This window comes from Clostridium zeae (genome assembly GCF_017312485.1).
In the GTDB taxonomy this organism is placed as follows: Bacteria; Bacillota; Clostridia; order Clostridiales; family Clostridiaceae; genus Clostridium_AR; species Clostridium_AR zeae.
In genome coordinates this window covers 1,127,443-1,140,423 of the sequence record NZ_BMBA01000002.1, presented here as the reverse complement: position 1 = coordinate 1,140,423, position 12,981 = coordinate 1,127,443, and the positions used below count along the sequence as shown (strand labels likewise).

Annotated in this window: 7 protein-coding genes; all 7 read left to right on the top strand. The window is 33.8% G+C overall.

Features of this window, described 5'->3' with window-relative positions:
- The first annotated feature begins 42 nt into the window (after positions 1-42).
- The 7 genes from J3477_RS14290 (at position 43) to glf (ending at position 12,931) form a co-directional block, all read left to right on the top strand.
- Positions 43-939, top strand: a complete 897-nt coding sequence (locus J3477_RS14290) for a LysR family transcriptional regulator (RefSeq protein WP_206870615.1) — start codon at positions 43-45, stop codon at positions 937-939.
- Between the two features lie 257 nt (positions 940-1,196).
- Positions 1,197-4,088: a glycoside hydrolase family 3 N-terminal domain-containing protein gene (locus J3477_RS14285; protein ID WP_206870614.1), complete on the top strand. Its 2,892-nt coding sequence runs from the start codon at positions 1,197-1,199 to the stop codon at positions 4,086-4,088.
- Positions 4,089-4,326: 238 nt separating this feature from the next.
- Entirely contained in the window at positions 4,327-6,774 is a 2,448-nt protein-coding gene (locus J3477_RS14280; RefSeq protein ID WP_206870613.1) for a glycoside hydrolase family 3 C-terminal domain-containing protein, read from the top strand.
- A gap of 1 nt (position 6,775) precedes the next feature.
- Positions 6,776-7,420, top strand: coding sequence for a hypothetical protein (locus tag J3477_RS14275; RefSeq protein WP_228731281.1), 645 nt, complete (start codon positions 6,776-6,778; stop codon positions 7,418-7,420).
- A gap of 600 nt (positions 7,421-8,020) precedes the next feature.
- Positions 8,021-10,438, top strand: a complete 2,418-nt coding sequence (locus J3477_RS14270; protein ID WP_206870612.1) for a beta-glucosidase — start codon at positions 8,021-8,023, stop codon at positions 10,436-10,438.
- Between the two features lie 118 nt (positions 10,439-10,556).
- On the top strand, positions 10,557-11,573 hold the full coding sequence (locus J3477_RS14265; RefSeq protein ID WP_206870611.1) for a glycosyltransferase family 2 protein: 1,017 nt from the start codon (positions 10,557-10,559) through the stop codon (positions 11,571-11,573).
- A 248-nt stretch (positions 11,574-11,821) separates the two neighbouring features.
- Positions 11,822-12,931 (top strand): UDP-galactopyranose mutase, encoded by a 1,110-nt coding sequence (gene glf, locus J3477_RS14260; RefSeq protein WP_206870610.1) that lies wholly within the window; start codon positions 11,822-11,824, stop codon positions 12,929-12,931.
- Positions 12,932-12,981 lie beyond the last annotated feature (50 nt).

Sequence of the window (12,981 nt, the reverse complement as noted above, 5' to 3'; positions counted from 1 at the left end):
ATCAACTATCTCAACCCTTAACACGCGTATAAAGGAAAAAGTATGAACACAGAGGCGTTACAATATTTCATCAAAGTTTACGAGAAGAAAAGTGTTTCTTTGGCAGCCAAAGATTTATTTATTACTCCTCAAGGATTAAGTAAGACAATAAAACAGCTAGAAATGGACTTGGAAGCTGAGTTATTCTGTAGAGGATCACGTGGAATGGAAGCTACAGAATGTGGTGAATTGTTATATGCTCGAGCTAAACATATCTGTTATCTGATGGAAGACATAAAAAAAGAAATTAGTATAATAAACGGTAGAAAAAATATTTTATTGAATGTTGTTGTTACATATGCAACAACATCTGCAGTTCCTCCTGACATGTTATTTGGTTTTTCTAGTGTTTATCCAAGCATAAAAATGAAATTAAGAGAATTTCCAGATGAATATCCTATTGATAAATTGTTTGAAGAGCAGGCTGATGTTGGCTTAGTTCTTGGACATGAGGACATTGAAAATTGTGAGTATGAGCTGGTTGTTCCAGGTGAAGTAGTAATAGTAGTTTCTAAAAAACATCCATTGGCAGTAAAAAACGAAATTTCTATATTAGAATTGGAAAATATGCCTTTGGTATTAAAGTCTATAGAATCAGGTAAACAACATAGTTTAGTTGATAAGTGTCTAGAATATGGATTTGCGCCTTACGTTAAGCATGAAATGGGAAATATATTAGCTGCGCATATATTATGCGAAGCCAATGGCTATGTGGCAGTTTCAGTTGACTTTATCGAAGACGCAGTTAAAAATGATAAACTTAAAGTAATAAGGTTAAAAGAGAAAATACCTCAAAATATTTATATGATTACTAGGAAAAGGGACATACAGTCTAAGACAGTAACCCTGTTTCGAAGTTACATAAAACAATATAGCAAGGAAAGAAACAAGTCGTTTTGATGTGCGAGTGCGCCATCAAAGCGACTTTTTCTATGCTCAACTAAAAGTTAACATACCTAACTTTTGGTTGATTGAGGTTGATACCATAATGTGCTAAATTTAATTTTGTAAGGGTGATAAGCTTTACAAAGTAGCGATTTGTAAGGGATCATATGAGATTAGTAAAAAATATGGGGGGGAAGAAAACGCGTGATTAAGTTAATGGGAGGTAAAGTTTTTTTGCATCATTAATCTTATAATTAGGGGGAATAGAAGGTATGGGAAAGAAAAAAATGAGTAAGAAAAAATCTCGTATAATAACGAGAGCTATATTGGCAGGGTTACTTGTAATTATATTCGGGGTAAATATTGCATTATATCAATTTAGAGAAATTATTACATCTTATTTTACTACAATGAACACTACTAGCAAAGAATCTGTTGCAGCACGTGACAAATCAAAAACACTTGTGGAGCAGATCGCAGATGAAGGAGTAGTTCTTCTTCAAAACAAGGATAAGACACTTCCTTTAAAGACAACAACTACGAATAAGACTAAAGTAAACGTTTTTGGATGGAGCTTTACAAATCCTATCTATGGTGGTACTGGTTCTGGTTCAACAGATACATCTACTGCAGTTACACCAAAAGCAGGGCTAGAAGCTGCTGGCTTCCAAGTAAACGATACTCTATATAATGATTATCTTGCATTAAAAATGCAAAGACCAATAGTAGGTATGAATGGACAAGACTGGACTATTCCTGAGCCAGAAACATCATTTTATACAACAGATAGAATGAAGCAAGCTAAGGATTTCTCTGACACTGCAATTATATTTATTGCACGCTCAGGTGGAGAAGGGGCAGATCTTCCAACTAGCTTAGACGGTGCTGATACTTTTAATGAAAAAGGCGGCCAACAAGGACCAACAGGTCAAAGATTTGGTAATAAGGATGATATTGATGCAAGCAAGCATTATCTTGAACTAAGTAATAGAGAAAAAGGTATGGTAGAAGCCGTTACAAAGAATTTTAATAAAGTAATTCTTGTTGTTAACAGCAGTAATACTTTTGAACTCAGCTGGGTTAAAAATTACAGCCAAATTAAAAGTGTATTAAATATCGGAGGTCCAGGACAAAACGGATTTAACTCTCTTGGAAAAGTTATTGCAGGTACAGTTAATCCATCTGGTAGAACTGTAGACGTTTATGCAACAGATCTTTTAGACACACCTTCAATGAAGAACTTTGGAAACTACGATTATGTTGTTAAAAATGCAGATGGTTCATACTCACAAGCATTTGATTCAGGTAAAGTTGGACTAAATTATGTTGACTATGCAGAAGGTGTATACGTAGGCTACAGATACTATGAAACTGCTGCATCAGAAGGCGCAATAAACTACGACGAAAAGGTAATGTATCCATTTGGATATGGTTTGAGCTACACAAACTTTAAGCAAGAAGTAGTTCCAGACAGTTTATCATGGAATGATAAAGATATATCTGTCAAGGTAAAAGTAACAAACACTGGATCAGTTGCTGGAAAAGATGTAGTAGAATTATACTACTCTGCACCTTATACTGGAAAGTTAGAGAAATCTTCAATTGTCCTTGGTGCTTTTGCAAAAACAAGTGAAATAAAGGCAGGAGAATCAGAGACTGTTACACTTTCATTTAAAGTAGAAGATATGGCGTCATATGATTCTAATAAAGCTTACACTGCAAAAGGTGGATATGTTCTTGAACAAGGTGAATACAAGCTTATGCTTATGAATAACTCTCATGAAAAGATAGCTAATGTTGCTTCAAAGAATCTTTCTCAAGTTGTTTATGATTCTACAGCTCGTTCTACTGATAAGCAAACAGCTGTAAATCAATTAGATAGCAATGTTACAGGGGAAGGAAGTATAACAACATATCTTTCAAGAACAAATGGCTTTGCAAATCTTAAGGATATTGACAAGAATCAAACTTACACTATTAAATCAGCAGATGGTAAGACTACATCTAAAGTAAAAGGTGCTTTAGTGGATTCAAGTTTTGTTAAATTTGTTAATAGTAAGAGATATGATGTACCTGCTGATACAAAGACTTCAGCGCCTACTACTGATGCAAAAAATGGCAAGAAGCTAAAAGATTATGTTGGTGTTGATATTAATGACAAGAGCTGGGATGCTCTACTTGATCAACTATCTGTTGACGATATGGTTAATTTAGTAGTACATGGAGGATATAAGACAGTAGAACTTACTTCAGTTGGTAAGCCTGCAACTCTTGATTATGATGGACCTTCAGCTATTAGCTCATTTATTGCTAAGACAAAGGTATCTGGTATTTCATTCCCTTCAGAAGTTTTAGTAGCTTCTACATGGAATGTTAAGCTTGCAGAGTCTATGGGACAATGTATTGGGGCTGAGGCTAATAGTTATGGCGTTACTGGTTGGTACGCACCTGCTATGAACACTCACCGTACAGCATTTGGTGGAAGAAACTTTGAGTATTATTCTGAAGATGGACTTGTTGCTGGTAAGATGGCAGCAGCTGTTACTAAGGGATATCAAAGTAAGGGCGGATATGTTTATATGAAGCATTTTGCTTTAAATGATCAAGAAACTAACCGTACTTTCGGCGTATTAACTTGGGCTAATGAACAAACTATTCGTGAAATTTACTTAAAGCCTTTTGAATTTGCAGTTAAAGAAGGTGGAGCTAAAGCAGTTATGTCTTCTTTCAACAGTGTAGGTAATACTTGGGCTGGTGCAAGTTCAGGTCTGATTAAACAGATTCTTCGTAATGAATGGGGCTTTAAAGGTATGATAGACACTGACTTCTATATGAATGGGGGAGGCATAAGCTCATATCCATACATGGTGTTTGAACTTGGTATTCGTGCAGGTAATGATACTTACCTTACTGGTGTAGCACCAATGGGAGTACCTTCTGCTAATACTAAGAGTAATGATACTTTATGGTCACTAAGAGAAGCTTCTCACAATATGTTATATACTGTTGCAAATAGTGGAGCTATTACAGCTGGTTTAAGCACAGATACTCCAACATGGGTTAAGATAACTATTGGTGTTGATGTTGTACTTGTTTTAGCAATATTAGCAGGTTTAGTTGTTAGCTTCAAGAAAAGCAATAAGAAAGAAGAAGTTGCAGTTTAGAATTTTATAAATTCCTGATATAAAAAAATTAAACAGCCAGACTGCCTTAAGGCAGTCTCGGCTAAAGATGAAACACTTCAATCCGAAATCTATTTTCAAAACTCTTCTGGGTTCTGAGAGGAGAATTTGAAAATATAGATTTAAGTATGAAGTGGTTCATCTATATTAAAGATGAAACACTTCAATCCAAAATATAAATTTTATAATGAAGTGGTACATCAATATATAGAGGTGAGATATGAAATATGCAGAAATAATAAGTCGCATGACTTTAGAAGAAAAAGCATCACTAACATCCGGCAAGGATTTTTGGCAATCCATGGATATTGCACGTTTAAACATAGGTAGCATGTTTCTGTCTGATGGTCCACATGGTATTAGAAAACAAGCTGCAGCTGCAGATCATCTTGGGCTTAATCCAAGTATTCCAGCAACTTGCTTTCCAACTTCAGCAACGGTAGCAAATAGTTGGAATGAAGCTTTAGGAGAAGAGATTGGAGAGTATCTTGGTAGAGAAGCGGTTGCACAAAAAGTTAATGTACTTTTGGGGCCAGGGATTAATATGAAGAGGAATCCTTTATGTGGAAGAAATTTTGAGTATTTTAGTGAAGATCCATATCTTGCTGGTAAGATAGCAGCAGGATACATAAGAGGAATTCAATCTCAAGGAATTTCAGCCTGCGTTAAGCATTTTTGTGTAAATAATCAGGAAGAAAGACGTATGGCAATTGATACTGTTGTAGATGAAAGGACCCTTAGAGAAGTATATTTAACTGCATTTGAAATTGCAGTTAAAGAAGGTAAGACCAAATCTATAATGTCCTCCTATAATCTGCTAAATGGTACCTATACAAATGAAAATGTCCATCTTATGTATGACATACTTCGTGGAGAGTGGGGCTTTAATGGAGTAGTGATTACAGATTGGGGCGGAAGCAACGATCGTGTAGCGGGATTAATAGCTGGTAATGAGTTGGAGATGCCTACAACTGCAGGTGAGACTAATGAAGAAATAATTCAGGCAATTAAAAGTGGAAGAATGAAAGAGGAAGTATTAGATCAATGTGTAGATAGATTACTTGATCTTATTTTTACTACAGAGGAAATATATAAGGAATCTAGTAGTGAGTTTAGTAAAGAAAAACATCATAGGATAGCTCAAAAAGTTGCAGAAGAATCAATAGTCCTTCTAAAAAATGATGAAAACATATTACCTCTAAAAAAAGGAACGCAAGTTGCTATAATAGGGGACTTTGCGGAAAAACCACGATATCAAGGTGCAGGTTCATCTATCGTGAATCCTACTATGTTGCATAATTCATTGGATTGCTTTAAGGAATCAGAATTTATAAGTGTTGGATATGAATCAGGTTTTGAACGTTATGGGAAAAAGAGTAAGAAAAAAATAGAGAAGGCATGTGAACTTGCTAAAAAAGCAGATGTCATCCTTTTATATATTGGTTTAGATGAGGCTACTGAAGCTGAGGGACTAGATAGACAAGACATGAAGATTCCAGATAATCAGATAGATCTATTGAATGCTTTATATGAAGTTAATCAAAATATCGTTGTGATATTATCCTGTGGTTCTGCTATAGAAATGCCATGGATAAAAAAAGTAAAGGCAGTATTGCATGGTTATTTAGGTGGCCAAGCAGGTTCAAGTGCAATGCTTAGAGTTCTGTCAGGTGAGGTAAATCCTTCAGGAAAATTAGCTGAGACATATCCATTACATTATGAAGATACTCCTTCCTTTGATAATTTTCCGGGAAAGGAAGTAAGCGTAGAGTATAGGGAAGCTGTCTATATAGGATATCGATACTACGATACAGCTAATATAGATGTTCTTTTCCCTTTCGGATATGGACTAAGTTATACAACCTTCGAATATTCAGATATTAAAGTTAATAAAGATAAGGTTACTTTTAAGATAAGAAACACTGGAACTGTTCCTGGAATGGAAGTTGCTCAATTATATGTAGGATGCAGATCTAAGGAAATATTTAGACCTAAAAAAGAACTAAAGGGATTTGCAAAAGTATTTATAGACCCAGGTGAAACAAAAACTGTGACAATACCTTTTGATGACAAGACCTTCAGATATTTTAATGTGAAAACAAATAAATGGGAAGTAGAACAGTCAGATTATAAAATATTGATTGGTGCATCAAGTGATGATATAAGACTGATAGACAGTATTTTTATTGAGGGCACTGGAGCACCGCTTCCATATAACAAAGAGTTACTTCCATCATATTATTCAGGAAAAGCGAACAATGTTGGTAAAGAGGAGTTTGAAACTTTAATTGGACGTAAAGTTCCTGTATCAACGTGGGATAGAAAGAAACCTATTGGATACAACGATACTATTGCACAATGTCAGTATGCCAAAGGATGGTTTGCGAGATTTGCATTCCATATGATTACTTTTGCATATTGGTTTTTAAGAAAAATAGGCAAAAGAATGACAGCTAATGTAATCATGATGTCTATATACCATATGCCATTTAGAGGTATAGCAAGGATGACAGGTGGTGTTGTTAATATGCCTATGGTAGATGGGATATTAATGATTGCAAATGGACATTTCTTTAAGGGGTTAAGCCATTTATTAAAGGAAAGAAGCAAGCTTATTAAAGGCATTAGAAGTGATGAGACAATAGCAAAGGTTATAAAGGAGAGTTAAAATGAGCAACAGTAAAGTAAAGAATAAAAGTATATTTTCAGGTGTAATAGACTTATGGACAAAGTATAAGGAAAAACATCCTGGCACAGCTCAATTCTTAGTATTCTTTATGCTAAGCAACGGTATAACAGTTCTGCAAATGATATTAATGCCTTTATTTAAGGAGATATTTGGACTTACTTCACTTGTAGATTCCAATTTTCAAGTGCTTCAAGTTGGACATAATTTTGATGGAAGTGTTTATTATGTATTTAACTATGCAGCAGGTGCAATTTCATCAGGCGGTGGCGGAGGACTAGCTTATTTCCTTGCAGTTCAAATAACTATGGCAATCGCGCAAGTCATTAACTTTTTTGCACAAAGAAATATAACCTTCAAATCCAATAATAATATTTGGAAATCTGCATTTTGGTATGTAGTAGCATATATTGTTATATCAATAGGTGCAGCTGCACTCCAAGGACTTTATAAAGCTCCAATATACAATTTGTTGATGAATACATTTGGAATGGGATCAGTTGGTGAAACCATAGCAGATTTCATAACAATGATTATAAATTGTGCTATTTCCTTCTGGGTATTCTTCCCTATATTCAAGATAATATTTAAGGATGATACTGAAGAGAAAGTTGTGGGTACAAGGTAGCTTTAACGTAATAATACTTAAAAGCTATATTAATGCGATCCCCTTTGCTTGATAAAATTATAGATGTAGTTCCAAAATATCTATTGCAACCCGATATAATATGAAAGTTTGTCTATGTTCAACACGGTGCTTTAACAGCACCATAAGTTTTTATCTAAATAAATATGAAAAACAGTTTCAGGTATAACTTGAAGCTGTTTTTCATAAAAACTACTATTTATAAATAGGTATAGTAAGATCTTTACTTTGAGTTTAAGGAAAAAGATAGTTTTAAATTTTTTTACATTCGAACTAAAGTTGTAACAAAATCTATTAATATCACATTAAAGATTAATAGATTAATACAAATGGCAATGACATTTTTTTCTTTTAGGGTTGATACTTGATGATGTAGTTGTTTTAAATTATAATGATTCTAAATGGTATAATTTGCTTTAAAAAGCCTCTTTTATAAGAAACTTTTTAAAGTAAATTGATATTCAGTTTATAAGATCTGTCATAAATAAGAACACATATTAGACAATAATTAGATTTCAAAATTGAGTTAGGCATTTCAGCAGTTGTTGTTTTTGGCTGTAAATGCTAAAAGAGGAATAGAAGATGAAGTATAGAGAATTGATTGAGAAAATGACTTTAGAAGAAAAAGCGTCTTTAATGTCAGGAAAAGATTTTTGGCAGACTCAAGAGATAGAGCGTCTTGGAATTAATAGTATGTTTCTTGCTGACGGACCTCATGGTATTAGAAAACAAGCAGTAGCTGCAGATCATTTAGGACTTAATGTGGGGATTCCAGCGACGTGCTTTCCAACCGCTGCAACTGTAGCAAATAGTTGGAATGATGAATTAGGAGAAAGAGTTGGAGAATATCTAGGTGAAGAAGCCATTTCTCAAAAAGTTAATGTACTGCTAGGACCAGGAGTCAATATGAAAAGAAATCCTCTATGCGGTAGAAACTTTCAGTATTTTAGTGAAGATCCATATCTTGCAGGTAAAATGGCAGCAGGTTATATAAGAGGAATCCAATCTCAGGGGATCTCTGCCTGTGTTAAGCATTTTTGTGTTAACAATCAAGAAGAGAGACGTATGGCTATTGATACTATAGTTGATGAGAGAACCCTTAGAGAAATATATCTAACTGCATTTGAAATTGCGATTAAAGAAGGTAGAACCAAGACTATAATGTCATCTTACAATAAATTAAATGGTACTTATACAAATGAAAACATACATCTTATGAAGGATATCCTACGTGGAGAATGGAATTACAAAGGCTGTGTAATAACTGATTGGGGCGGAAGTAATGACCGTATATCAGGGTTAATTGCTGGTAATGAGTTAGAGATGCCTACAACAGCAGGTGAGACAAATGAAGAAATAATTCAGGCAATAAAAGGTGGAAAAATTAAAGAAGAAGTATTGGATCAGTGTGTTGATAGATTGCTTGAACTTATCTTTACCACTGAGGAGGTTTACAAGAGACCACATATAGAATTTGATGTGGATAAACATCATAGAGTAGCACAAAAGGTTGCAGAAGAGTCTATAGTGTTGCTTAAAAATGATGAGAATATACTACCTCTTAAATACGGTAAAAAGGTTGCCGTAATTGGTGAATTTGCAAAAAATGCTCGTTATCAAGGGGCTGGTTCCTCTATAGTAAATCCGACCATACTAGATCACACAATGGATTGTTTCAATGAGTCAGGAATAGTAAGTATTGGATATGAACCTGGTTTTGAACGTTACGGTAAGAAAAATAAGAAAAAAATAGAGAAGGCATGCGAGCTTGCAAGAAAAGCAGATGTTATTCTTTTATATATAGGATTAGATGAAGTTACTGAAGCTGATGGTTTGGATAGACAAAGTATGAGCATTCCTGAAAATCAGATAGATCTTTTGAATGCATTATATACAGTTAACTCAAATATTATAGCAATTTTATCCTGTGGCTCTGCGGTGGAAATGCCTTGGATAAATAAGGCTAAGGCTGTGCTTCATGGATACCTTGGTGGACAGGCTGGCTCTAGAGCTATACTTAGAATATTATCAGGCGATGTTAATCCATCTGGAAAATTAGCAGAAACTTACCCAATTCGTTATGAGGACACACCATCCTTTTATAACTTTCCAGGTAAAGAGGTTAGCGTAGAGTATAGGGAAGGTATATATATTGGTTATCGTTATTATGATACGGCTGATGTTAATGTACTATTTCCTTTTGGATACGGATTAAGTTATACAACCTTCGAGTATTCAGATATTCATGTTAGTAGATATGGAGCAACCTTTAAATTGAAGAATTCGGGCAGTGTTGCTGGCATGGAGATTGCCCAATTATACATTGGATGTAAATCTAAAGAGATCTTTAGGCCAAAGAAGGAATTAAAGGGATTTACAAAGATATTTATAAATGCTGGAGAAACAAAGACTGTAAGCATACCTTTTGATGATAAAACTTTTCGTTATTTTAATGTTAAGACTAATAAGTGGGAAGTTGAAGAGTCAGAGTATGAAATAATGATAGGTGCATCTAGTGCTGATATTAGATTGAAGGATACTATTTTTATTGAAGGTACGGGAGCTCCGCTTCCATATGATAAAGAAACTCTTCCGTCGTACTATTTAGGCAAAACTAATAATGTTTCCATAGATGAGTTTGAAAGATTAATTGGACGAAAGGTGCCTGTTTCAAAATGGGATAAATCAAAACCATTAGGCTATAACGATACTATTGCTCAGTGTCAGTATGCAAAGGGGATATTTGCAAGATTTTCATATTATATGATTGTTTTTGCATACTGGTTTTTAAGAAAGATTGGGAAAAGGAGTACGGCTAATATTATCATGATGTCTATATACCATATGCCTTTTAGAGGAGTAGCTAGAGTAACAGGTGGGGTAATTAATATGCCTATGTTGGATGGCATACTTATGATGGTAAATGGACAATTCTTCAAAGGATTGGTACATTTATTAAAGGAGAGAAGTAAGAAGTTAAATATGGAAAAAAATAAATAAGCAATATGCTTAAGCATTATGTTAAAATCTATATAGACAAGCATGAAGAATTTTAATTTTAATATAATAGTGGAAATAACAAAAGTTAATTATAAAAATTAGTAGAGGTAGTGTGAGTATGAAATTATTATCAGTAGCAATTCCTTGCTATAATTCACAAGAGTATATGAGAAACTGCATAGAGTCACTATTGCCTGGAGGGGAAAAGGTTGAGTTGTTGATAGTAAATGATGGTTCGTCAGATAACACTGCAGAAATTGCAGATGAGTATGCTGCAAAGTATCCAACTATCGTAAAAGCAATACATCAACCAAACGGTGGACATGGAGAAGCGGTGAATGCAGGTATTAGAAATGCATCTGGATTGTATTTTAAAGTTGTAGATAGTGATGATTGGGTCAATGCTGAAGCATATGAAAAGATATTAAAGGTATTGGATGATCTTACTGAGAATGAAACTATAATTGATATGCTTATAAGCAATTTTGTTTATGAGAAAGAAGGCGCAAAAAAGAAGAAAGTCATGAAGTATGAAAATGTGCTTCCAGAGGAGAAAGTCTTCACTTGGGATGATATCAAACGTTTTAGAAAAGGGCAATATATACTGATGCATTCGGTTATTTATAGAACACAACTATTGAGAGAGTGTGGATTAGAGCTACCAAAGCATACTTTCTATGTGGATAACTTATTTGTGTATGTGCCGCTGGAACATGTTTATAAGATATATTATATTAATGTTGATTTCTATAGATATTTTATAGGCAGAGGAGATCAATCTGTAAATGAGAGTGTAATGATTAAAAGGATTGATCAACAAATAAAAGTGAACAAGCTTATGATAGAGCAGGTGCAGTTAGACAATATTAGAAACTTAAAGCTCAAAAAGTATATGTTTAATTATCTAGAGATAGTTACGGTAGTGTCTACTATACTTCTAATACGTTCAGGTACAACAGAGAACCTAGATAAAAAGAGAGAATTATGGAGATATATTAAGGAAACAGATATTGAGCTTTACAATAATCTAAGATACGGTTTTATGGGAGGTATAATGAACTTACCAGGTAAATTAGGACGTAGTATTGCTGTTGGTGCATACAAAATATCTCAAAGAATTGTTGGATTTAATTAGTTGTATATAATTCTGTGAAAAAACTGAATTGACAAATAATGGTGTAAGATAAGTAATAATAAAATATCTTTTCATGATCAAATAGAGACAACTCTAAAATTGTTTTTTTAAAGTTTAGCTGGGTTATCAGCAGAGATTTTTAACATACAAGAGTTTTCTTAAGTAATAAGATCATGGGAAGATATTTTTATGATATAAATAAAGGTAAAATGATTTAAATAAATGAAGTATTTAGGAGAACAACTGTTATGAATAAAAAATATGATTTTTTAATAGTGGGGGCAGGATTGTACGGTGCAGTATTTGCACATGAGGTTAGAAAAGCTGGAAAGACATGTCTTATTATTGATAAGCGTGGTCATGTTGCGGGAAATATTTATAGTGAAAGAATTGAAGATATCCAAGTACATAAGTATGGAGCTCATATTTTTCATACTAACAATAAAGAAGTGTGGCAATATGTGAATCAATTTGCTGAATTCAATAGATATACCAACAGTCCTGTAGCAAATTATAATGGGGAAATATATAATTTGCCTTTTAATATGAATACATTTAATAAGATGTGGGGAGTTATAACACCTGATGAGGCAAAGAAAAAAATAGAACAGCAACGTAATGAAAGCTTTGTTGAAAATCCTAGAAATTTAGAGGAGCAAGCAATAAATTTAGTAGGTGTGGATATATATGAAAAGCTTATACGTGGATATACTGAAAAGCAATGGGGACGTCCTTGTAACGAATTGCCTGCATTTATCATTCGTAGATTGCCAGTAAGATTTACTTATGACAATAATTATTTTAATGCTAAATATCAAGGTATACCAGTGGGCGGTTATACTAGAATGCTTGAAAAGATGATAGAGGGTATCGAGGTAAAGTTGAATGTAGATTATTTTGAAGATAAAGAAAGATGGGATAGTACAGCTGATAAAGTAGTTTATACTGGTCCTATTGATGCATATTTTAACTATAAGTTTGGGATTTTAGAATATAGAAGTGTAAGGTTTGAAACAGAAGTTTTGGATATGGAAAATTTTCAAGGTAATGCGGTAGTAAATTATACAGATAGCGAAACACCATATACCCGTATTATAGAACATAAGCACTTTGAATTTGGAACACAGCCTAAAACTGTTGTAAGCCGTGAATATAGTGCAGAATGGCAACTAGGGGATGAGCCCTATTATCCTGTAAATGATGAGAAGAATAGTTCACTGTATGAGAAATATAGAGTTGCAGCTGAAGCTGAAAATAAGGTTATCTTTGGTGGACGTTTAGGTGAGTACAAATATTACGATATGGATAAAGTTATAGAGGTTGCATTGCAAAAGGTTAAAGAAGTTTTGAGCAAATAATTAGCATATATTTATGAAGCTGCTGCAATTAGTTTATTCTAATTGTAGCA

Excerpts from the sequence above, each read along its gene's own strand:
- J3477_RS14290 (WP_206870615.1), top strand. The coding sequence starts at position 43 with ATGAACACAGAGGCGTTACAATATTTCATCAAAGTTTACGAGAAGAAA.
- J3477_RS14285 (WP_206870614.1), top strand. The coding sequence starts at position 1,197 with ATGGGAAAGAAAAAAATGAGTAAGAAAAAATCTCGTATAATAACGAGA.
- J3477_RS14280 (WP_206870613.1), top strand. The coding sequence starts at position 4,327 with ATGAAATATGCAGAAATAATAAGTCGCATGACTTTAGAAGAAAAAGCA.
- J3477_RS14275 (WP_228731281.1), top strand. The coding sequence starts at position 6,776 with ATGAGCAACAGTAAAGTAAAGAATAAAAGTATATTTTCAGGTGTAATA.
- J3477_RS14270 (WP_206870612.1), top strand. The coding sequence starts at position 8,021 with ATGAAGTATAGAGAATTGATTGAGAAAATGACTTTAGAAGAAAAAGCG.
- J3477_RS14265 (WP_206870611.1), top strand. The coding sequence starts at position 10,557 with ATGAAATTATTATCAGTAGCAATTCCTTGCTATAATTCACAAGAGTAT.
- glf (WP_206870610.1), top strand. The coding sequence starts at position 11,822 with ATGAATAAAAAATATGATTTTTTAATAGTGGGGGCAGGATTGTACGGT.